25 protein-coding genes are annotated in these 22658 nt (G+C 36.8%); 8 read left to right on the top strand and 17 right to left on the bottom strand.

Features of this window, described 5'->3' with window-relative positions; genetic code table 11:
- Positions 1-36 precede the first annotated feature (36 nt).
- Positions 37-1074: a YkvI family membrane protein gene (locus tag ACAN53_RS04550; RefSeq protein WP_379967652.1), complete on the top strand. Its 1038-nt coding sequence runs from the start codon at positions 37-39 to the stop codon at positions 1072-1074.
- A gap of 63 nt (positions 1075-1137) precedes the next feature.
- Here the strand turns inward: ACAN53_RS04550 and ACAN53_RS04545 are convergent, their stop codons facing one another.
- From ACAN53_RS04545 to ACAN53_RS04535, 3 genes are all read right to left on the bottom strand, one after another.
- Complete coding sequence (locus ACAN53_RS04545; protein WP_379967649.1) at positions 1138-1512, bottom strand: DUF3979 family protein; 375 nt, start codon at positions 1510-1512, stop codon at positions 1138-1140.
- Between the two features lie 38 nt (positions 1513-1550).
- On the bottom strand, positions 1551-3851 hold the full coding sequence (locus ACAN53_RS04540; protein WP_379967646.1) for a heavy metal translocating P-type ATPase: 2301 nt from the start codon (positions 3849-3851) through the stop codon (positions 1551-1553).
- Positions 3852-3932: 81 nt separating this feature from the next.
- A complete protein-coding gene (locus ACAN53_RS04535) occupies positions 3933-4292 on the bottom strand; it encodes an ArsR/SmtB family transcription factor (protein ID WP_379967643.1) in 360 nt (119 codons plus the stop codon).
- A 366-nt stretch (positions 4293-4658) separates the two neighbouring features.
- On the opposite strand from ACAN53_RS04535, the gene ACAN53_RS04530 reads away from it, so the two are divergent.
- Genes ACAN53_RS04530 through ACAN53_RS04520 form a run of 3 tightly spaced genes read left to right on the top strand, consistent with a single transcriptional unit; the run spans position 4659 to position 7021 of the window.
- Positions 4659-5153 carry an FMN-binding protein gene (locus tag ACAN53_RS04530; protein ID WP_379967640.1) on the top strand — a complete coding sequence of 165 codons (495 nt, stop codon included), beginning with the start codon at positions 4659-4661 and terminating at the stop codon, positions 5151-5153.
- A gap of 27 nt (positions 5154-5180) precedes the next feature.
- Entirely contained in the window at positions 5181-6089 is a 909-nt protein-coding gene (locus tag ACAN53_RS04525; protein ID WP_379967637.1) for an FAD:protein FMN transferase, read from the top strand.
- Positions 6086-7021, top strand: a complete 936-nt coding sequence (locus ACAN53_RS04520; protein ID WP_379967633.1) for an RnfABCDGE type electron transport complex subunit D — start codon at positions 6086-6088, stop codon at positions 7019-7021. The genes ACAN53_RS04525 and ACAN53_RS04520 overlap by 4 nt, the downstream gene beginning before the upstream one ends.
- A 60-nt stretch (positions 7022-7081) precedes the next feature.
- On the opposite strand, the gene ACAN53_RS04515 is transcribed toward ACAN53_RS04520, so the two are convergent.
- The 4 genes from ACAN53_RS04515 to ACAN53_RS04500 form a co-directional block, all read right to left on the bottom strand.
- Positions 7082-8359, bottom strand: a complete 1278-nt coding sequence (locus ACAN53_RS04515) for a sensor histidine kinase (protein WP_379967630.1) — start codon at positions 8357-8359, stop codon at positions 7082-7084.
- A complete protein-coding gene (locus ACAN53_RS04510; protein ID WP_379967627.1) occupies positions 8343-9035 on the bottom strand; it encodes a response regulator transcription factor in 693 nt (230 codons plus the stop codon). Before ACAN53_RS04510 ends, ACAN53_RS04515 begins: the two co-directional genes overlap by 17 nt.
- A gap of 221 nt (positions 9036-9256) precedes the next feature.
- Positions 9257-9430: a Fur-regulated basic protein FbpA gene (locus tag ACAN53_RS04505; RefSeq protein ID WP_379967624.1), complete on the bottom strand. Its 174-nt coding sequence runs from the start codon at positions 9428-9430 to the stop codon at positions 9257-9259.
- 116 nt (positions 9431-9546) lie between these two features.
- A complete protein-coding gene (locus ACAN53_RS04500) occupies positions 9547-9690 on the bottom strand; it encodes a hypothetical protein (protein ID WP_379967621.1) in 144 nt (47 codons plus the stop codon).
- Between the two features lie 240 nt (positions 9691-9930).
- On the opposite strand from ACAN53_RS04500, the gene ACAN53_RS04495 reads away from it, so the two are divergent.
- On the top strand, positions 9931-10257 hold the full coding sequence (locus ACAN53_RS04495) for a MerR family transcriptional regulator (RefSeq protein WP_379970257.1): 327 nt from the start codon (positions 9931-9933) through the stop codon (positions 10255-10257).
- 117 nt (positions 10258-10374) lie between these two features.
- On the opposite strand, the gene ACAN53_RS04490 is transcribed toward ACAN53_RS04495, so the two are convergent.
- The 6 genes from ACAN53_RS04490 to ACAN53_RS04465 all read right to left on the bottom strand — a co-directional run bounded on the left by ACAN53_RS04490 (position 10375) and on the right by ACAN53_RS04465 (position 18769).
- The gene (locus ACAN53_RS04490; RefSeq protein ID WP_379967618.1) at positions 10375-11427 is read right to left on the bottom strand and encodes a M42 family metallopeptidase; all 1053 of its coding nucleotides are present in this window, start codon (positions 11425-11427) and stop codon (positions 10375-10377) included.
- A gap of 90 nt (positions 11428-11517) precedes the next feature.
- Entirely contained in the window at positions 11518-13944 is a 2427-nt protein-coding gene (gene parC / locus ACAN53_RS04485; protein ID WP_379967615.1) for a DNA topoisomerase IV subunit A, read from the bottom strand.
- A gap of 2 nt (positions 13945-13946) precedes the next feature.
- Complete coding sequence (gene parE / locus ACAN53_RS04480) at positions 13947-15905, bottom strand: DNA topoisomerase IV subunit B (protein ID WP_379967612.1); 1959 nt, start codon at positions 15903-15905, stop codon at positions 13947-13949.
- Between the two features lie 385 nt (positions 15906-16290).
- Positions 16291-16704 (bottom strand): CoA-binding protein, encoded by a 414-nt coding sequence (locus ACAN53_RS04475; protein ID WP_379970256.1) that lies wholly within the window; start codon positions 16702-16704, stop codon positions 16291-16293.
- Positions 16705-16765: 61 nt separating this feature from the next.
- Positions 16766-17956 (bottom strand): S1C family serine protease, encoded by a 1191-nt coding sequence (locus ACAN53_RS04470; RefSeq protein ID WP_379967609.1) that lies wholly within the window; start codon positions 17954-17956, stop codon positions 16766-16768.
- Positions 17957-18094: 138 nt separating this feature from the next.
- Positions 18095-18769, bottom strand: a complete 675-nt coding sequence (locus ACAN53_RS04465; RefSeq protein WP_379967606.1) for a response regulator transcription factor — start codon at positions 18767-18769, stop codon at positions 18095-18097.
- 275 nt (positions 18770-19044) lie between these two features.
- Between ACAN53_RS04465 and plsY the strand changes: the two genes are divergently transcribed.
- Complete coding sequence (gene plsY, locus ACAN53_RS04460; protein WP_379967603.1) at positions 19045-19623, top strand: glycerol-3-phosphate 1-O-acyltransferase PlsY; 579 nt, start codon at positions 19045-19047, stop codon at positions 19621-19623.
- Between the two features lie 102 nt (positions 19624-19725).
- On the top strand, positions 19726-20016 hold the full coding sequence (locus ACAN53_RS04455) for a HesB/YadR/YfhF family protein (protein ID WP_379967600.1): 291 nt from the start codon (positions 19726-19728) through the stop codon (positions 20014-20016).
- A 45-nt stretch (positions 20017-20061) separates the two neighbouring features.
- Here ACAN53_RS04455 and ACAN53_RS04450 read toward each other — a convergent pair whose 3' ends face one another.
- The gene (locus ACAN53_RS04450; RefSeq protein WP_379967597.1) at positions 20062-20490 is read right to left on the bottom strand and encodes an acyl-CoA thioesterase; all 429 of its coding nucleotides are present in this window, start codon (positions 20488-20490) and stop codon (positions 20062-20064) included.
- Between the two features lie 109 nt (positions 20491-20599).
- Here ACAN53_RS04450 and ACAN53_RS04445 point away from each other — a divergent pair, with 109 nt between their 5' ends.
- Positions 20600-21892, top strand: coding sequence for a glycosyl hydrolase family 18 protein (locus ACAN53_RS04445; RefSeq protein WP_379967594.1), 1293 nt, complete (start codon positions 20600-20602; stop codon positions 21890-21892).
- 53 nt (positions 21893-21945) lie between these two features.
- On the opposite strand, the gene tlp is transcribed toward ACAN53_RS04445, so the two are convergent.
- From tlp to ACAN53_RS04430, 3 genes are all read right to left on the bottom strand, one after another.
- Positions 21946-22176: a small acid-soluble spore protein Tlp gene (gene tlp, locus ACAN53_RS04440; protein ID WP_379967591.1), complete on the bottom strand. Its 231-nt coding sequence runs from the start codon at positions 22174-22176 to the stop codon at positions 21946-21948.
- A 109-nt stretch (positions 22177-22285) separates the two neighbouring features.
- A complete protein-coding gene (locus ACAN53_RS04435; RefSeq protein WP_379967588.1) occupies positions 22286-22420 on the bottom strand; it encodes an acid-soluble spore protein N in 135 nt (44 codons plus the stop codon).
- Positions 22421-22476: 56 nt separating this feature from the next.
- Positions 22477-22611 (bottom strand): FbpB family small basic protein, encoded by a 135-nt coding sequence (locus ACAN53_RS04430; RefSeq protein WP_379967585.1) that lies wholly within the window; start codon positions 22609-22611, stop codon positions 22477-22479.
- Positions 22612-22658: the final 47 nt, after the last annotated feature.

The raw sequence follows: 22658 nt of genomic DNA, 5'->3' as shown, positions 1-22658 counted from the left end.
CATATAAATAGTTGACGAGTAAGAAAGGATGATGGCATGAACGAGCAACAATGGAAAACGACGAAGCGAGTTGCAGCAACATATATAGGCACCGTTGTAGGCGCTGGTTTTGCAACTGGCAGAGAAATTGTTGAATTTTTCACAGTTCATGGTACATATGGAACCATTGGGATTCTCCTTAGCGGTATATTATTTATCACAATCGGAACAAAAATGATGATATTAGCATGTAAAATCCGTGCGTATTCCGCACAGGAATTCAATATATTTTTATTCGGTAATATTGCAGGAAATATTGTAAATGCATTGCTTCTTTTTATTTTACTTAGTGTCACGAGTGTTATGCTTGCTGGGGCAGGTGCAGTGTTTGAAGAACAATTGAGACTTCCTCGGCAACTTGGAATTGTACTAACTATCATTGCTTGTATTCTTATTCTATCGCGCGGATTACAAGGGGTATTCGAGGTGAATTCTCTTGTTGTGCCAATCATGATGATCTTTATTATTGGACTCTACTGTACAACTCTATCCAATACATGGACGACTACTCTCCTTTCCTTTCCTGATGAGGTTTGGAATATAAAGTGGTTTACAAGTCCCATTACCTATGTCGCCATGAATCTGGCCCTTGCACAAAGTGTTCTCGTTCCATTGGCTTACGAGGTAAATGATGAAACTGTCATGAAATGGGGTGGAATATTTGGTGGGCTTGGTTTATTCCTAATCTTACTATGTAGTCAACTAGCCATTTTAACCGTCGATCAATTTTATGAGTATAGCATCCCTATGGCGGAGGTCGTTCGAAAATTCAACTCTGTTTTTCATTTTTTCTTTATTCTTATTATTTTTGGAGAAGTATTTACAACACTAATTGGAAATATATACGGTATGACTAAACAATTGCAATCCATGACAGGGCGGCGTAGCAATAGCTATATTTACATCATACTTTTAGTGGCTTATCTTATCAGTTTTATAAACTATAGTCATCTATTACATATTCTATATCCCTTAATTGGATGGGTTAGTATTATCCTGCTTCCACTCATTGTTATCAAAAAAACGGAACATTAGGTACGTAAAAAAAAGACAAGTACTATTCTGTACTCATCTTGATTCGTAATTAAGCAATACCTCCTATTCACAATCTTCACAAACTTCCCAGTACATTGTAAATTGAATAGAGAAATGAGGTTTTACATTCACTTTCAGCATTCGACTAGGCATACGTTCAAGCACAAATTGGATACTTTCTTCGTCTTTATCCTTTATAATTGTAACCTTGCTAATTGGTATCCTTTGGACATCAACAAGGGGGAGTCCATCACTATAGAGAGAAAGCTTTACTTCATTTTCATCATTATACTGAATAGAAAGTGTTCTCCCTACTGCTACCTCGTCGTCTTGAATTTCATACTGATTATTTTTCTCAACTAGATAATAGGAATGAAATCCGCGCTTATCTATACATGCACTCTTTTTAAAAAATGCTTGTAATGTTTCATCAATCATCATAATTCTCCTTTCAATCGTAGTTTTTCACTACATTTTTATACTCTTAGAGCGCGTAATGCATTTAATACAGCAAGAAATGTAACTCCTACATCTGAAAATACTGCTTCCCACATAGTCGCATACCCAAATGCTCCCAATAGTAAGAATATACCTTTTACTCCCAACGCAAAGATAATATTTTCGTAGACAATTTTTCGCGTCCGTTTAGCAATCATAATGGCTTCTGGGAGTTTGGAAGGTTCATCTGTCATAATCACGATGTCAGCTGCTTCGATGGCGGCATCTGAACCAATGCCTCCCATTGCCACACCGATATCTGCTCTCGCAAGAACGGGCGTATCGTTTATCCCATCTCCAACAAAAAGAACCGCTTCACTTGGCAATTTTGATGTCTCGAGTTCTTCTACTTTTTCTACCTTTTGATGCGGCAATAACTCAGCGTGAATTTCATCGATTCCTATACCTTTTCCAACTTCATTTGCTACTCTCTTAGCATCTCCGGTCAACATAACAATCCGTTTGATCCCGATTTTCTTTAAACGTTGGACCGTATTCTTACTATCATCTTTCCATTCATCTGCAATTGTAATACAACCCGCATACATAGCATTAACAGCAACATATACAATCGTGCCCATATCCATGGAAGGATTATAAGAAATGTTTAACTTGTTCATGAATTTTGCATTTCCAACAGCAATCTGTTTGCCATCTACCATAGTAGCAATGGCGCCATAACCTGGTATTTCTTCATATTGTTCGATGAGATCTGGATTGCATGGTTTCCCGTAAAATGATTGAATCGCCCTAGCAATTGGATGATGAGAATGAACTTCTGCTAGAGCCGCATATTCTATCACTCGTTCTGCAGTGATACTATCTTGTGCGTATATATTGGTTACTTTGAAATTTCCTTTTGTTAATGTTCCTGTTTTATCAAAAACAACATATTTCACACGGTTCAACGCTTCTAAATAATTGCTTCCCTTAATAAGAATACCTCGTCTTGAAGCTCCCCCAATTCCGCCAAAATAGCTAAGGGGAATCGAGACAACTAGAGCACAAGGACAAGAAATGACTAGAAAAATAAGAGAACGATACAACCAATCTGAAAAACTTGCCCCCACGATGAAAAGAGGAGGTATGATTGCAAGTAAAGCTGCCGCGATTACAACAAATGGTGTATAAACACGTGCAAACTTCGTAATAAACGCTTCTGCATGGGCTTTTTTACTTCCTGAATTTTGTACAAGTTCAAGAATTTTCATAACTGCCGAGTCATTGTATTCTTTTATAACCCGCAACGTTAGCAACCCATTTTGATTCACAAACCCACTTAACAGAACACTGCCCTGCATCACTTCACGTGGAATTGATTCTCCTGTAATAGCAGACGTATCAACAAACGAGGCTCCATCTACTACCTTTCCATCTAAAGGGACTTTTTCGCCTGGGCGTACAATAATAAAATCACCAATCTGCACTTCGGAAGGAGATATTTTCTCCACACCATCCCCTTTAATAATATTTGCATAATCTGGACGAATATCGAGTAAGGAGGCAATCGATTTTCTACTACGATGAACCGCAAAGCTTTGAAAATACTCCCCTATTTGATAAAAAAGCATGACAGCAACTCCTTCTGGATACTGTCCTATTGCAAAAGCTCCAATCGTTGCTATGGTCATTAAAAAGTTTTCGTCTAACCATTTTCCTCGAACAATATTCTTCACAGCTTTTGTAACAACATCTCCTCCTGTAAGAACGTATGCAAATAAAAAGAGAACAAGCTTTATTGGTTCAGAAAATGAAAAGATAAATGTTATAGTAAAGAGAATAAAACCCATAAGTAATCGATACGGAATAGCCATCGATTCTTCTTTATGTTCCCTAGCTTTTCGCATAACTTTCACACCTGGTTCAATTTCCGCTACAATCTTTTTTACTCTTGCAAGTGTTTCTTGCTTTCGTTCAATTTCTGTCTGCAGGGATAATGTTTTATCTACAAAATTCATAGAAACGTTTCGGACACCATCTAAATGTGTCACTTTGTCTTCAATTTTAGATGCGCAGTTAGCGCAGTCCAGACCTTGTAATAGTAGACTCATTTCTTCATATTTTTCTTTCATACGTACGTTTGGCTCTATTGTTCTAACGATAGTTTTTGTTTTATCAATTACCGCATCATCGCTTCCAGTCGTTTCTAACGTCAGCGTTCGGGACATAAAATTAACAGAGCACGAAGTAACTCCTGACAATTGTTTCACATTTTCTTCTATTTTCGCAGCACAGTTCGCACAATCTAATCCTTCAAGTAAAAATTCCTGTTTACTCATAGGTATCCCTCTCCCTTTTCGGGTTATCATTTTTCAAATTCTGATGTGTAGTAAGTTGGTTGATTTAGCAGTGAAGGTTTCTTATTCATTCACATGAATAAACGCCTGATTCGTAATAGCAATTACATGATCATCCGCTAACGAGTAATAAACAACTTTTCCATCTCTTCTATTTTTCACGAGTTTAGCTTGCTTCAAGACTCGCAATTGATGGGAAATAGCCGATTGTGTCATTGAAAGCATACAAGCTAAGTCGCACACGCACATTTCATCAGCCATCAATGCTGTAAGAATCCGCATTCTCGTATAATCTCCAAGTACTTTAAATAGCTCTGCTACTGCTCTTTGGTCTGTATCACTTGGCATACTTTGCTTCACCTTATGAATCACATCTTTGTGAATGACTGTTTTCATACATTTTTCTTCTTTTATTTCTGCCATGCTATTCACATCCTAACGTATGAACAATTACTCATATGTTTATATCTTATTATATGAGCTAGAATTTAATCATGTCAATGCATCACGTTTGTACATAAAAAAATAGCTATAACTCTAAGTTACTGAGAAAAAGAATATCCTTCGTTATATCATCTTTCTTTAATTAAATAATATCCGAACTTCGGAAATTGTACATGATCCCCAAAAAAGCTTAACAATCCACCTTTTATCTTCTAATGTACGAACATTATTTTTATATATAAAATATTTTTTAAAAAAATCATTTAATCTTAATGGTTTTTTAAGAAACATTCGATATGTTATATACATCAAAACAAACTTAATATAACAGGGGGTCATTACATAATGGCTAAAATGGGAAATAAAATGATCGTACTTTGTTCGGCTGCGATTGGAATTATATATACTTCAGGTTATGTAGCAACACAAACAACTGCTTCAAACGAAATACAAAGTACACTTTCATCTAAAGCACAAAGTACACAAACAGCTAGTACTGGTTCGGCAACTCAAACTAGCACAGTTCAATCTACTACATCTCAAACAACAACAAATGCTACAACTAAAAAGACAGTATACAAGGATGGGACATATTCAGGAATTGGAACGAATCGTATTGGCTCTGTAGAAGTTGCGGTAACAATTAAAAACGATAAAATTACTACAGTTGATATTACTAATTGCACAACTTCTTATCCTGAATCCTATATTAAAAATCTACCTCAACAAGTCGTAAGCAGTCAAAGCGCACAAGTGGATGTAGTAAGCGGTGCAACAAAAAGTACAAATGATTTTCAAGATGCTGTTACAGAAGCCTTACAAAAAGCAAAGAATGCATAAAAGTCCTGATTATTAGGAGATTAAACAATGAAAAAGACCTACACAAAAACAAGACTTCAAATGGGAACAATTGTAACAATCAAAGTTGTTACTTCCTTAAATCAACCAGTTGCAGAGCAGAAAATAAACCAAGCTTTCCAAGCCATTTCTGCTGTTGAAACAACATGTAGTCGGTTTAATGAACAAAGTGAGTTAAGCAAGCTTTCTTCAACAGTTAATGAAGCCGTTCATACAAGTGATTTACTTTTTGAAGCAGTTCGATTCTCACTAGAGGTTGCGAAATTAACAACTGGTTTGTTTGATCCAACAATTGGTCATACGTTAGAAACTTACGGATTTAATACAAATTATTTAACTGGGGAAACCGTTTCAACCCATAACTCCCCATCAAATATAAGCTATCTGGACGTATTGCTTGATGAACAAAACCGTACCATTCTGCTTACAAAACCTCTTACTCTTGACTTAGGTGCAATTGCAAAAGGTTTAGCTGTGGATTTAGCTGCGAAGGAACTAAGTGAATTCGAAGGATATTACATCGATGCGGGTGGTGATCTTTTCATTGGCGGAACTAATGAACTAGATGAACCTTGGACGATTGGCATTCAAGATCCATTTCATAAAGACAAAACAATTTGTTCTTTACAACTAAGTAATGCTGCCATTTGTACGTCAGGTAGCTACGAAAGATTGAGTCATGTACGGCCAAATACGCATCACCTCATTGATCCACATACGGGTGATTCACCACATGACATAGTAAGCTGCACAGTCGTTGCTCCGTTTACAATGCTGGCAGATGCCTTCTCCACAGTAGCCTTTTTGCAGGGATCACAGGGAACAAAACTGCTTGAAGATGTAAATCTTGACGGAATGTGGATTACATCAACAAAAGAAATGATTTTAACTAAGGGAATGAAGGAGCATATATTATGAAACCAAATGATCAAACCTATAAAGAAAATGAAACCAAACGGAAATATATGAGTACACCAAACGGGTATGTGGTTATCAACGAAACAAGAGCAAGTCGAAGAAAAAAGGATTCCGGTTTATCATTTTTAAAAACACCTAAGCATATAGTTCTTGCTGCATTAGTTATTTTACTCTTGTTAGCACAATTGACATCAGGAGCACATGCCGGATTCATCAATACAATCGTTGCTATCGCTACTGCTTCCATTTTAGATATAGGAGCAGCCTTATTTCAAAAACGAAAGATATCCATTCCTGAAGGTGGAATTATAACCGGGATTATTATTGCTGTCGTGCTGAGCCCTATGAATAGTTGGAGCATTACAGCACTTACAACGATAATAGCCATTCTTTCTAAACATTTATTCCGTTTCAAGAAAAAACCTATTTTTAATCCAGCAACATTCGGGCTATTTATCATTGGCACCGTATTAGCAAGTCCACAAAGTTGGTGGGGCGGGATGTCACTTTTACCTTGGTGGTGTATCTTGTTCTTGCTTATCATAGGATACTGGGTCACACAAAAAGTAAATAAATTTCCACAAGTATTCAGTTTCCTAGGCTCGTACTTTCTTTTCATCCTAGTACTTGCTTTCATGCAAGTTGGTACGGTTGGTGACTTATTACGCGTTCCTTACATTAATTCAGCACTTTTCTTAGCATTTTTCATGCTTACTGATCCTCCTACTTCACCTGCGAAAAATAAGGACCAAGTAATGTTTGGAATCCTTACTGCATTATGTAGTGTTGCTGCGTATTTCGTTGTAGGTGGCCTTACCTTCTTATTAGTGGGTCTTCTCTTGGCAAATGGCTGGAAAGCATGGAAATCGTTGAAGCCAGTAAAAGAAACGAAACATTCCACAAAACAAAGCCGCACCGCAAATGCGCATTAAAAAAGCAGTCAGTCCCCTTTAGCAAGGAGGGAACTAACCGCTCTGTAGAAGCCCGTCTATTTATAAGACGGGCTTTGTATCGTGAGCACGTGTTGGCAGCTTAATAATCATACTTGTTCCCACACTTTGCTTACTATCTGCTTTTATTTCTCCTTCATGTGCTTCTACAATCCATTTTGCAATGGACAAACCTAATCCTGTACCACCTGCAGAGCGATTTCGGCTCTTATCACCGCGATAGAAGCGATCAAAAACATGAGGAAGATCACTAGGAGCAATTCCCATTCCCGTATCAGAAATTGTAAGTACAATATACTTTCCTTCTTTTTTCCCTTTTACAGTGACCGTTCCATTTTTCTTATTATATTTTATGGCATTATCGAAAAGAATAACCAATAATTGGTGAATGCGTTCCTTATCTGCAGAAATCTGTAGATTTTTCTCATTTTCTACGATTAGTGTAATTTCCTTTAACTCTGCAATCGGTTCAAATTGTTGTACAATCTGATTCACAAACTCATCCAGTAAAAATAATTCACGGTCGATTTGAAGCTGATTTGAATCTGAACGTGCGAGAGTTAATAAATCTGCAATTAACTTGTTCATCCGCTTTGTTTCTTGTAGTACTTTATAAATTGCAACACTTTCCTGCTCAATAGTATGCTTAGGATGTCGGAACAAAAGCTCTAAATGAGTTTGAATAACTGACAGAGGTGTACGTAATTCATGTGAAGCATCTGCAACGAACTGCGCTTGCTTTTCCCATGAATTTTGAATTGGAATTAGGGATCTTTTTGCAAGAAAAATACCAGCGACCACAAAAAGTGCCAGACTTAAAAGACCGCCAACAATAACTAACATGAGCAGACGCCCTAATACATTGGTTTCTGTATCAATATTTAATACTAACTGAATATATTTTACTGGTATTTTGCTTTGTTCATTAATTGAAGATGTTGGAACCGATAATATTGCATATGTATGCCCATTTATCTTTCGATTAACTACAGATTGATTCGCATATTCCGATGGCTTTAAATCATCTAAATCATTCGGAAAAACAGCTTTTTCTGGAATTGCTTTTATAAATTGATCATTTTCACCCCATAATAGATAGACAATGCTTCGTTCTGATTCTCTTTTTTGATCATGCTCACTTATTATTTTATCAATACCTTCTTGTTGTATTTCCTCGCGCATGGTCGTAAGCTTATCAGTAAGATCTTGCATTACAATATGCTGCATGTATATATATAGAACGAAGCCAAATGTACAAAACACAAAAAATAACACAATCGTATTTAAAAAAACAAGCCTGATTTTAGTTTTCTGAAACATCATCACTAATCCCTTTCAGCATGAAGCCAATTCCGCGTACTGTACAAATATAAGAATCTAACATACAAACACTCAATTTTTTACGGAGATGGTGAACATACACATCCACAACGCCTAACCCTACATCTGATTCTAAACCCCAAATACGATTTAAAATTTGATCACGTGGTAAAATTTGTTCCTTATTTAAAATGAAATATTCGAGAAGTTCATATTCTTTTACGGTCAGGTTTAACTTTATGTCCGCTGCATATCCATCATGTTCCTGCTTATTGAGTCTAAGCGGACCATAGGATACCTCTCGTTCGTTACTAATTCCTTTTGCCCGTAGTAAAACACGAACCCTTGCTAACAATTCTGGCACAGCAAAAGGTTTAATTACATAATCATCTGCTCCTGCATCCAATCCTTTAACTCGGTCCTCCACACTGTCTTTTGCAGTAAGAAGCAAAACCGGTGTTTTAATTCCTTCTGCGCGTATTGTTTTTACAATTGTAATACCGTTCACGGAAGGTAACATTATATCAAGGATAATTGCATCATAAATATTTTGTTTTGCTAAATAGAGGCCTTCCTCTCCATCTAAGCAAATATCTACTTCGTAATTTTCTTCATGTAAAACACTAACGATTCCATCTGAAAGTGGTTTATCGTCTTCTACTACTAACAGCTTCATACCCTACCTCCATACTATAAATAACTCTACTTCCATTATAAATCAGCCGTTCTAATTTAGCGAACCTATACGTAGATGTTTATCCTTCTAATATGACAAAATAAAATGGGTGTAAAGGACAACTCCATTCTCCCTCTACACCCATAACAATTGAATGATAAATATAAACTCAAAATAGTATTTTTCTCTTTTCATATATTAATTTTACATATATAATTTTATTAGTTCTGTATATTCGATTTAACTTTTTGATACGAATCATATACTTGTTTCAACTCTGTTAATGTTAAAGTATTTACCGAACGATTGGAAACTTTGTAAATACCCGCAGCAATAATCCGTTTTCTATAAGCGTTTTTTTGTACTTCAATCATTTTTCTCAGTAACTGTGGCATTGGCTATCCCTCCCTTGTGTTTTAATACGATTGAGGAAAGCTTTTGACTACCAATTCATGTTTAAAAAAGCGAAGAAACCTTTATATATAAGAAAAACTGTACTATATAGTTTTGATTAACTATTTTGAAGAGTTCTTAATAGATGGTAGGCATCGTTTCCAGCAAGTACGATTAGTTGTTCTAATAGTTCATCTCGAAGTAAATCTAATTCTATAATCTTCTCTGCTATTTGTTTCGATTTATCATCTATATGGTTCATCCGTTATCTTCCTTTCGTGAGTTTTATAATATATGTTTCCCTTTCTCAATCTTCTCATGTGTATATTGTATGTGAAACCTCCTTCAAATTCTTCATTTTTGTCAACAAATCTTACAAACTTTTTCCGATATTATACGAATACAGTGTTAGAAAATCTTACAAAGAAATCGCAATTCGTAACATTGTTGAGTATAGTTAGTATATAGAAGAAATGGTTGTAGGAGGATGATTACATTGATAATGAAGGATGATTCCTATAAGTATAAGAAAGTAATAACGATTGGTACTGTTAGTGAAATTACGGGATTAACAGAACGCCAAATTCGATACTACGAGGAAAGAAAGTTAATTTTTCCTGAGCGAACTAAAAAGGGCACACGGAAATATTCCTTTCATGATGTGGAGCAATTAATGGATATTGTTGAAAAAATGGAAGAAGGTGCTCAAACATTTGAGATTAGACAAGACATGTTGAAGAAAGAAAAGCAATTAGATGACAAAGCCGTACGCGATAAAATGATACGTGGCCAATTAAACGCAAGATTCGGTATTTCTAAAATGCCCTAAATCCTTATAAAAAATACTATTAAAAAAATCAAAAAAGTAGTACCTCCCTTACTGGTTTAAGAGGGATACTACTTTTTTATTTGCGAAATTACGCTATGAAATGCGTCTTTATAAGATTTATCTCACCATTTCAGATTGCAAGTAATACCAAACTAGTAAAGCGGTATGATGCAATGATTGTTCATGGGTTCGTTCAAAAGCATGAGATGCATCAATACCTGGCCCGATTAAACCATGAATGACGTCATGACCAGATCGAATCGCAGCAGATGCATCTGATCCGTAATGAGGATAAATATCCACTGCATAGACAATATTATGTTGTTTTGCTAACTCAATTAAATGCTGACGTAATCCATAATGATACGGTCCACTTGAGTCCTTTGCACAGATAGACACACTAAATTCATCTGTTGTTTGACCATCTCCAATTGCACCCATGTCAACAGCAAGATACTCAATTGTTTCTGCAGGAATATTAGAATTACCACCATATCCAATTTCCTCATTGTTTGAAATGAGAAAATGAGTAGTATATGGCAATGTAATTTGTTTTTGTACAAGTTGTTTCATCGTATACATTAAAATGGCAACACTTGCTTTGTCATCTAAATGTCTGGATTTAATAAATCCTGTATCCGTTACTTCTACACGTGGATGAAAGGATACGAAATCTCCAACCGAGATTCCAATCTGCTTTGTATCCTCTTTCGATTTCACAATAGCATCGACACGTACTTCTATGTTCTGTTCATCTCTCTTTGCTTCTCCTGCATTGCTATACACATGAACAGATGTTTGATGAATTAAAATAGTACCAGAAAAAATCGTACCATTTGCTGTATGGATACTGCAATATTCTCCTTCCACAGAATTCCAGCGATACCCACCAATCATCGTCAGCTTAAGTCGTCCATCTTCTTTAATTTCTTTAACCATTGCTCCAAGTGTATCTACGTGTGAAGTTAAAAATCTATGCTTCGTATCATCCTCACCTTGCAAAGTAACCAAAAGAGCACCTTTATTCGTACGCCGGCTTGGAATCCCAAGTGATTTCACAAATTGTTCCACATATGTAATGGCTTCTTCTGTATATCCGGATGGGCTAGAAATAGAAACAAGATCTTGAATATACGATATAATTTTCTTCTCTTGAATAAAACTACTCATTCAATATCCTCCTTGTTATCCTGTAGTAATCTCATCAATGAAAGCGAAGAAAAACGAGAGACAGATTACTCTCGTTTTTCTTCGTATCTGTTACTTATCTATTGTACTTGGTTCGATCCAAGCTTCGATTATTTGTCCCGATGCACTTGTGTCAAAAAGAATCGTACCATTACTGTAACGATCTTTATACTTTAATCCAGTCGTATCAATATGTGCTACTACATTTTTTTCAGATTTCACAAAGAGCATGTCAGCACTCTGTACTTTTTCCAATCCAATAATACGATATGGATGCGTTTTTAATTCTTTAAAGATGGATTGTCCTCTTTTTGCACGATTTGAACTTTCTATTTGATTCGCCTTCATTTTTTTCAAGGCTCCGCGCTGCGTTACAAGAAGAAGAGAATCTTCCTCGTCTATCGTTATACCGTTTACTACGTAATCATCATCCTTCAGGGAGATTCCTTTTACACCACCGGCACGGACCCCAATAGGAGTGATTTCATCCATACTAAAACGAAGTGCGATAGCATTGTGAGTCACGAACAGTATATCACTTGTCCCATTTGTTACAACTAGATTTATAATTTCATCATCATCTTTAACATTCATAGCAACTAAAGCACGTGAATACCGCTGAACTTTATATTGTTTTAATTCCGTTCTTTTTACCATTCCATTTTTCGTAATAAAGCATACGTAGCGGTTATCTTCATCAAAATTTTGTACGTGAACTGCTTTCATTATTATTTCATCACGAGCTAAGGTAACTATATTTGCAATGTAATTCCCAAGATCTTTCCAGCGAATATCTGGTAATTCATGCACAGGTAAATAAATATAATTACCTTTATTTGTAAATAAAAGAACCGTATCAGTCGTATGAATGTCAAACCTAGCTAAAAGGCGGTCGCCTTCCTTCATACCGAATCCTTTTCCGCTAGAAGCATTATAGGATCGCCAACTCGTTCTTTTTACGTATCCTTCCTTCGTTATCGTTACAATTACATCTTCGTGAGGAATCATTACTTCCATATCAATTTTAATATCCTGAATTTCATCTTCCACTACCGTACGGCGGTTGTCGTTATAGGTTTTCTTTACGCGTTTCAAATCGGTTTTAATAACCTGAAGAAGTTTTTTATCACTAGCAAGGATAGACTGTAATTCATGAATCTGCTCTTGCAACTCTTTTCCTTCATTTTGTAATGCAGTAATATCGGTATTCGTTAATCGATACAATTGTAAGGATACAATTGCTTCTGCTTGTAATTCAGAAAAAGCAAACTTTCCGATTAAATTATCCTTTGCGTTCCGTTTATCCTTCGAACTGCGAATCGTTACAATAACTTCATCAAGAATAGATAAAGCTTTCATAAGTCCTTCTACAATGTGTTGACGATCCTCTGCCCGTTTCAACAGGAACTTGGAGCGATTTGTAACAACTTCCTTCTGATGAGAAATATACGCATCTAAAATTTGTGGCAAACTCATAAGCTTTGGACGGCGGTTATGAATCGCAACCATATTAAAACTATAAGTAATTTGTAAATCAGTCGTTTTATAAATGTAGTTTAATATAGCTTGTGCATTTGCATCCTTTTTCAGTTCAATGACGATACGAAGTCCTGTACGGTCTGTTTCATCACGAACTTCTGCTATACCTTCAAGTTTTTTATCAATTCGCAAATCATCAATTTTTTTAACAAGATTTGCTTTATTTACTTCATATGGAATTTCAGTAATTACAATTTGCTGCTTTCCCGTTCGTAAATCTTCAATACTCGTTTTACCACGAATAATAATTTTTCCACGTCCGGTTTTATACGCCTGCTTTATTCCATCAATTCCTTGAATAATGCCACCAGTTGGAAAATCAGGACCGCTAATAACGGTCATTAAATCCTCAACAGAGCACATCGCATTATCAATTCGCATAATTGTTGCATCAATGACTTCACCAAGCTGATGAGGTGGAATTTCGGTTGCATATCCAGCTGAGATCCCCGTAGAACCATTTGCAAGTAGATTTGGAAAACTTGCTGGTAGCACGATAGGTTCCTCACTTGTATCATCGAAATTACTAACAAATTCGACCGTTTGTTTATCTATATCACGAAGCAATTCTGAAGCAATAGGTGAAAGACGTGCTTCTGTATACCGCATCGCAGCCGCTGGATCCCCGTCAATGCTACCGTTATTTCCGTGCATTTCAACGAGAACATTACGAAGTTTCCATTCTTGGCTGAGACGCACCATCGCTTCGTATACGGAAGAATCACCGTGCGGATGATAATTACCAATTACATTTCCGACCGTTTTAGCTGCTTTTCGAAACGGCTTATCATGCACATTACCTTCTACATACATTGAATATAAGATTCTTCGTTGTACAGGCTTCAAACCATCACGTGCATCAGGCAGTGCACGATCTTGAATGATATACTTGCTATAACGACCAAAGCGATCACCTAGTACATCCTCCAAAGGGAGATCACGATATTTTTCTTGTGGCATATTTATTCACCCTCCGTTGAAAGCAATTCATTTTCCAAAATGTTAGCATCATCTTGAAGTCCGAACTGCACGTTCCGTTCAATCCATTTACGTCGAGGCTCGACTTTATCCCCCATCAGCGTTGAAATGCGTCGCTCAGCTCTAGCAACATCCTCAATCTTTACACGAATGAGCGTTCTCGTTTCGGGATTCATGGTTGTTTCCCACAATTGATCCGCATTCATTTCACCAAGTCCTTTATAACGCTGCAGAATATAGCCTTTTCCAACCTTCTTTGTCACTTGATCTAGTTCATCGTCTGACCATGCATACTCTATCACTTCTTTTTTACCTGTTCCTTTGCTCACTTTGTACAGTGGAGGAAGTGCAATAAACACTTTTCCTTGTTCAAGAAGTGGCTTCATATAACGATAAAAGAATGTAAGCAATAGAACCTGAATGTGTGCCCCGTCCGTATCTGCATCGGTCATGATGACAACTTTATCGTAGTTAATATCCTCTACCGAAAATTCAGGACCAACGCCGCCTCCGATTGCATAAATTATCGTATTGATTTCTTCGTTTTTAAATATATCGGCAAGCTTGGCTTTCTCAGTATTAATTACTTTCCCGCGAAGTGGAAGGACTGCTTGAAAACGTCGGTCACGTCCTTGTTTTGCTGACCCTCCCGCTGAATCTCCTTCTACTAAGTACAATTCATTCCGCTGTGGATTACGAGATTGTGCAGGTGTCAGTTTTCCGCTAAGAGATGTTTCAGTCCGTTTTTTCTTTTTACCACTTCTCGCTTCTTCTCTCGCTTTACGTGCGGCCTCTCTTGCTTGAAATGCCTTTACGGCTTTTTTAATTAAAATAGCTGCTACATCTGGGTTTTCCTCTAAAAAGTAGGAAAGATTCTCAGAAACAATCGCATCAATTGCAGAGCGCGCTTCACTTGTCCCTAATTTTCCTTTCGTTTGTCCTTCAAATTGAAGAATATCCTCAGGAATACGAACGGATACTATCGATGATAAACCTTCGCGAATATCACTACCCTCAAGGTTTTTATCCTTCTCTTTTAAAACACCTATTTTACGAGCGTATTCATTAAATACACGAGTCATCGCTGATCGAAAACCGACTTCATGCGTTCCGCCATCTTTTGTTCTTACGTTATTGACGAAGGAAAGTAGAGTCTCTGAATATGCATCATGAAATTGAAATGCAATTTCAGCCTCAATTCCATTTTGTTCCCCTTCAAAGAACACGACTGGATGCAAAGCAACCTTTTCTTCGTTCAAATAAGTAACAAAGGCTTCAATACCAGTTTCATAATGAAAAGTATCTGTAATATCATTACGTTCATCCTTTAAAATAATTTTCATATTTTTCATTAAAAAAGCGGATTCTCGTAAACGTTCACTTAATGTATCGTAGTTATAGTTAGTTGTACTAAAAATAGTTGGATCTGGTTTAAAATGAAGCGTCGTTCCTGTTTCCTTTGTTGTTCCAGTTACTTCTAACGTGGTGACGGGATTACCGCCATTTTCAAAACGTTGTTGATAAACATGACCATCACGGCGAATGGTTACGACAAGCCATTCTGACAATGCATTTACAACAGAGGCACCTACTCCGTGCAAGCCTCCACTCGTTTTATAGCCACCTTGACCAAATTTTCCACCAGCATGAAGTACTGTTAAAATCACTTCAGGTGTAGGTTTCCCCGTTTTATGTATACCCGTTGGCATACCGCGTCCATGGTCTTTTACACTTATACTATTATCCTTATGTATCGTTATAATTATCTCATTTCCGAATCCAGCTAATGCCTCATCAACTGAATTATCTACAATTTCATATACTAAATGATGCAATCCGCGGCTGTCCGTGCTTCCGATATACATGCCAGGACGCTTCCGTACCGCTTCGAGCCCTTCTAGCACTTGTATTGCATCTTCGTTATATTGTATTTGCTGTGCCAAAGCCTTTACTCCCTTCCTACAAACAATCAGAACATATGTTTCTATTATAACATACCATTGTACCTAATTCTTGACAAGTGTATGCATCACATTGTAAGTAGACGTGATTCAAAAGAAAAATCCTTGTTGCTACAAGGATTCCTTCTACGTTACTATTTCAAAAAAAATGAACTTTGTCAATGCCAAGGAATATGTAAGACGGACAATTCACCAACTTTTCCATATGATCCACATAACAATAAGCCAAAAAGGAACGACGAAAAGTAATCCTAATAGGCATCCTCGAAAAAATTTCATGAACAGCTCGCCTCTCTTTAAAAACTCCCTCACATGACATGGTCTACCAATCGTATATACATCTACGAATAAAAAGTCTTGTTTACCTTTATTTTGTTAAAGCATGCTCTACTTTAATACAACGATCCATAATTACTGTATAACCCTGTTCTTTTAAAAATTCATAAGTATCTTCATCTTGTAAACCAAGTTGAGCCCAGAAGATATCTGCATCAATTTTAACAAAATCCTTTGCTACTTCCATTAAAAATTCAGATCGACGAAATACATCGACAATATCTACATGACCTTCAATTTCAGTAAGCGCTTTTACGGACTTCTCACCAAGAACATAATCTGCTTTCGGATTTACAGGAATAATTTTGTAACCGGCATCTTGCATTGCTTTTGCAACCATATAAGACGTTCTTTCAGGATTATCAGACAATCCTACTACAGCTATCGTTTTGCTTTTCTTTAATAATTGACCAATTTCTTCGCGTGTTGGATTTTGCATAGTAATTCCCCCTTTTTTCTAGTATAGCCAAATAAGCAAGGCTCTTTCAACAGAAAGAGCCTTTTTACTAATTAGTTATTGCATCAAGTATGATTGTTTTTTGCTGTTTTTGCCCGTCTCGATAGTAGGAAACAACTACTTTATCGCCAACTTTTTTCTTATCATACAAGTACTTTCTAAATTCAACGCTATTTTCTATGTTTTGATCATCAAGTCCAACTATTAAATCATAACGTTGAAGTCCTGCCTTGCCCGCAGGTGAATTTGCTGTCACATCTGCAACTAAAACGCCGCCCGTTACATCTTTAGGTATTTTTAAACGATCCGAAATGACGCTAGGAAGTTCGTCTAATGAGCTTAGTTGAATACCCATAAATGGTCGTTTCACTTGACCATCTTTTTCTAGTGCATCCAGTGTAGGCTTGGCAACGTTAATGGGAATCGCAAATCCAATTCCCTCTACTGCTTGCTGTGCAATTTTACTAGAATTAATTCCAATTACTTCACCATTTGCATTGAGAAGTGCTCCCCCGCTGTTACCAGGATTTATACTTGCATCTGTTTGAATAACCTGTGCTTGCCAATCTTCTTTTCCATCTCCATTAATGTCCACTGGAATTTCACGATCTTTACTACTTATAATCCCTTCCGTCACCGTACCTGCAAAACCAAGTGCACTCCCAATAGCAATGGCTGTGTCACCAGCACGAACATTGTCTGAATTTCCCAAAGTGGCAATTTTTGTAACATCCGTCCCGTCAATTTGTACAACAGCTAAATCAAGCCATTGATCGGTACCAACTAATTTTGCTTGGAGCTTCTTTCCATTACTAAGTGTAACCTCAAGCTGCTTTGCTCCTTCTACAACATGGTTGTTTGTCACAATAAATGCTTGATTTCCGACTTTTTTATAAATAACACCTGAGCCTGTACCGGTCTGTTGTGTTTTATTAGATTGAGCATCAGTAGTTTGATAGTTCATAACACTTACCACTGCATCTTTTGCACCATCTACCATACCAGCTATATCTGTAGACTTCGTATTTTGTACAACCGGTATAGCTGTCCCCTGAACTTGTTGTACTTGCTGCGTCTGCTTTGTATTTTGCATATTTGAAATATATGGACTCGCAGCAGTTATGGTTATTGCCCCAATAAATGCACCCACTAATCCTGAGACAAAGTATCCTTTTCCTGTGCGAGGACGTGCGTTTTTATCTTCTCTTGTAACTGTCTCATTCTCATCGTAGTATCCCATATGTTTTATTCTCCTCTCAAATCCATCGTAATCCTAGTGTAATAGAGTACTGTGAATTCATTGTGAACTCCTAGTGAATTTCAAAAATATTGTAGAATTTCCTAAAAGGAGGTCAACTCATTTTTGATATGAAATGTTCTACTCTTCAAACTTATAACCCACTCGAATAACGGTTGCAATATGCTTTGCACGCTCGCCTAGTTTATTTCGAAGTTTTTTTATATGAGTATCCACTGTCCGGTCGTCTCCATAATAATCATAGCCCCACAGTTGGTCTAATAAATGCTGGCGTGATAAGACAATCCCTTTATTCTCCATTAAGTATAACAACAATTCAAATTCTTTATGTGTTAATATAATTTCATTCCCATTAACAATGACAGTACGAGATAGTTTATTAACCTCAATTCCACATAGCGATAGCATATTTTCATCCTGGCCGATTAATCCTTCTGCTCGTTTTAATAATGTTTTTGCCCTTGCTACTAGAACTTTCGGACTAAATGGCTTTGTAACATATTCATCTGCTCCTAATTCAAATCCAAGCAATGTATCCTCTTCATCGGAACGTGCAGTTAGCATAATAATCGGCACTACGGATTCCTTTCGAATACGACGACACACAGACCACCCATCAATTTCAGGTAGCATAATATCGAGTATGACTAAATCAATGTTGTGCGCTTCGAACTGCAAAAGAGCCTGCTTGCCGTCCTCAGCCTCCACCACGGTAAATCCCTCGCTCTTAAAATAATCGGAGACGATTTCGCGAAGGCGCTGTTCATCTTCTACGAGCAGCACCGTTTTACTCATATAATTCCCTCCTAGCTATTATTTCAAACGAAAAACTCGCTAATTTTGTAATGTAAATATTACATAAGTGATTCATGACTATTTTTTGTTTCCTATTCCATCAGTTTACTTTAATAATTCTATCATATCATATTTAGCTCAGCCTTTTACAAAATAGAAAGGTCGGTTAAACTTCAAATAGATAGTTGTTTACACAGTTTTTTTATTGTATGGTACAATAAATGATGGATTGACTTAGGAAAACGTTAGTACCTTTTTAAAGGAGAATCGAACTTATGCTTACTTATATCTTATTCATTGTCGCGTATTTGCTTGGTAGTATCCCTTTTGCATTAATTGTTGGAAAAGTTGGCTACGGAGTAGATATTCGGCAACACGGAAGTGGCAATTTAGGAGCGACAAATACGTTCCGTACTTTAGGAAAAAAAGCTGGATTTACCGTTACAGCAGCTGATATATTGAAAGGGACACTGGCAGCATCATTGCCTGTATTATTTGGTCTAACCATTCATCCACTTTTATTTGGTATTGTTGCCGTAATCGGTCATATGTATCCTGTGTTTGCTAATTTCCGCGGTGGAAAGGCTGTAGCAACATCAGCAGGTGTTCTATTGTTTTATCAACCAATTATTTTTATTATCTTAGTCTCTGTTTTCTTAGTGCTTCTTTTCACTACAAAATATGTATCCTTATCGTCTATGATTGCAGCAATTGCAGGAGTTATTTCAGGTATCATTATTAATGACAAGCCGTTTCTCCTTACTATTTCATTGTTAGCTCTCTTTGTCTTTTATCGTCATAGGGCCAACATCACACGCATTTTGAATAAAACCGAACCAAAAGTTAAATTTTAACATACTAACGAAAAGAGAATTTGCTAAGCATAAATATAGCAGCTCTTTTCGTTATTTTTTATAATGAGGAAAGAGGGATGTTTAGTAGAGGAGGTGTAACGAATGAATATAAGCATATCAAAAGATGCAGCAAACTGGTATAAGGACGAACTCATGCTTCAAGACGGAGATTCACTATGTTTTTTCGTACGATATGGAGGGGAGAGTACCATTCATAAAGGATTCTCTCTTGGCATACGAAAGGACATACCTATTCAAGCAGCAACAGAGGTAAGCGAGATTGGAATTACCTTTTATATAGAGCAAGATGATGAGTGGTACTTCGATGGTCAAGATCTTTCTATTACATACAAAAATGGTGACGAAGATCCTACTTTTCATTTTACAAAATAAAAGCACTGAAAGCTCCGTCCTAAAATGGAAAAAAAGCCGAAACGATTACGCTTCTGGCTCTTTTTTTGCCGCTTCATAGGCCGTATACCATTCTGGATATAATTTTTTGAACGATACTGGACGAAATGTATCCCGACGCACTAAGATATTCGTAGTTTTCGCAGTAATACAAACCTCACCTTGTTCATTCCATATTTCGTAACCATATATAACACGTACTGGATTTATTGTTTCAATCCACGTTTTCACAAATGCCTTTTCGCCGTACCTCATCGCCTTACGATACGAAATTTGTAAATCTAGAACCGGCGACACAATCCCATCCTGTTCCATTTGTATGTAGGAAACTCCTAAATCCTCGATAAGCTGAGTTCTTCCTAGTTCAAGCCATACAACATAATTTGCGTGGTACACAACTCCCATTTGGTCCGTTTCAGCATAGCGTACTTCTATTTCCTTCTGTGATACATGCATCATAATGTCTCCCTCTGACCGTTTCTTAACATCTAAATAATCATAATACAACAACCGAAAAAATAAAATAGAAGCGGTATATCTTTTTTCCAAAAAAGGAGTGGACACTATGAATCAAATCATCGTCGTTAGAAATGGCGACACGCTCTATAAGCTAGCGACTAAGTATGGGACAACAGTAGAAGAAATAGCGAAGGATAATGGCTACGATGCAAGTTTGCCTCTTGTAGTTGGTCAATCATTGCTTGTGAATACAAAGGGGAATATCTACTATGTACAACCGGGAGATACATTGTACAAAATTGCACTCACATATAATATTCCAGTCAGTACATTATCAAAAGCAAATAATCTTTCGATCAAAACCAACCTGGAAAGTGGGCAAACGTTATACATCCCAAAGGGAACAAAAAAGCAAATTGAAGCAATTGCTTATTTGCAGCCTACTTCCATTCCAATCAAGAACACATTACTAGCAGCGACAAATGGAATCGCTCCGTATGTCACATACATTGCCTATTTTAGTTTTGAAGCAAACCGAGATGGGACACTTACAATGCCAACGAACTTAGAAGATATTATTACTATTTCAAAACGAAATAAAGTCGTACCAATGCTCGTTGTTACCAATTTAGAAAATGGAAATTTTAGTCCTGCCTTGACAAACATCATACTAACTAATAAAACTGTTCAAAATAAGCTGATTACAACTATATTAGATACGGCGAAAAAGTACAATATGAGCGATGTCCACTTTGACTTTGAGAACGTTTCTCCAAACAACCGGGAAGCGTATAATCAATTTCTACGGAATGTAAAAGATAGACTTCCACAAGGATATACATTAAGTACCACTTTGCCTCCAAAAACAAGTTCTAATCAAAAAGGACCATTCTTAGAGGGAATTGATTATAAAGCCCACGGGAGCATCGTTGATTTCGTAGTTATAATGACCTATGACTGGGGATGGCAAGGTGGTCCTCCTCTAGCTGTATCACCTATTATTCCTGTAAAAGATGTTATACAATATGCAAAAAAAGAGATGCCAGCAAAAAAAATAATGATGGGGCAAAACTTATATGGTTTTGATTGGACGCTGCCATACAAAGAAGGAAACCCCCCAGCAAAAGCACTGAGCTCAGTAGCAGCGGTTTCACTAGCTAGAGAGCACAACGTTCCTATTCTGTATGATACCCTGGCACAAGCCCCTCATTTTACGTATGTAGATAGCGCTGGAAAAAAACATGAAGTCTGGTTCGAGGATGCTCGTTCTATACAAGCAAAGCTAAATCTTATAAAAGAACAAGGCATTCGTGGTATTAGCTATTGGAAGATTGGTCTCCCTATGCCCCAAAATTGGAGGCTGCTAACGGAAAATTTTACGATAGAAAAAAAGGGATAAGGTATTTTCCATGGTCATGAAAAGGACCTAAACAGAATTTAGGTCCTTTCGATTTAATTTTCTATATCGTGTGAACTCATATGTCGATTTTCTTGTCGAATTTCATTTCGCATTTGCGCAATACTTGCCATTCGTTTTGCATTTTTCGCATCAATCGATGCTTTATCATGCTCATTTGCTACGCGAGCGGTTTCTTCTGCCTCATGAATATTTTCAAGTGTATTGTGTACCATGCTCTGAAGCTTTTCTACATTATCGCTTCGATCATCTTTATTTACTCTCATTCTTATCCTCCTCCAAACTAAACTCTTGCTTATTTATTTTGTCAAAAACTCACCACAATATACACAAACCTATCCCATTAAAAAACAGGACGTATACGCCCTGTTTCGATTATCCGTTATCTACGATTGGTTTTTTCCCTGTTTTATCTTGCATTTGCTTTCCTTTGTTTCCTCCAGCTTCAATATTTCTTGTCCCTATATGGTTGGGTGTAAAATCTTTGCTATTTTTTTTCGGATTACTCATCGCATTCCCCTCCTTCTTAAGTAGTATGCTAAGACCATTTCTTCAATATACAAAGATTATGCTTGATTTCTCATTTCTAGGCGAGTTTCAATTCGTTCTTCAATTTTTCTGATAGCCTCATGATCGGCAAGAAGCTTAATCCTATTTTCTATAACAAGTTCTTCAAATGTTTTTCGGTGACTTTGTCTCATATGCTCACTCCTTCCTATAACTAGTAGTATAGACAAAAAATAGTGTT

Source organism: Ectobacillus soli, from assembly GCF_042610425.1.
GTDB lineage: Bacteria > Bacillota > Bacilli > Bacillales > Bacillaceae_G > Ectobacillus.
The sequence above is the reverse complement of the archived record's forward strand: the minus strand, read 5'-3'. Positions and strand labels throughout refer to the sequence as shown.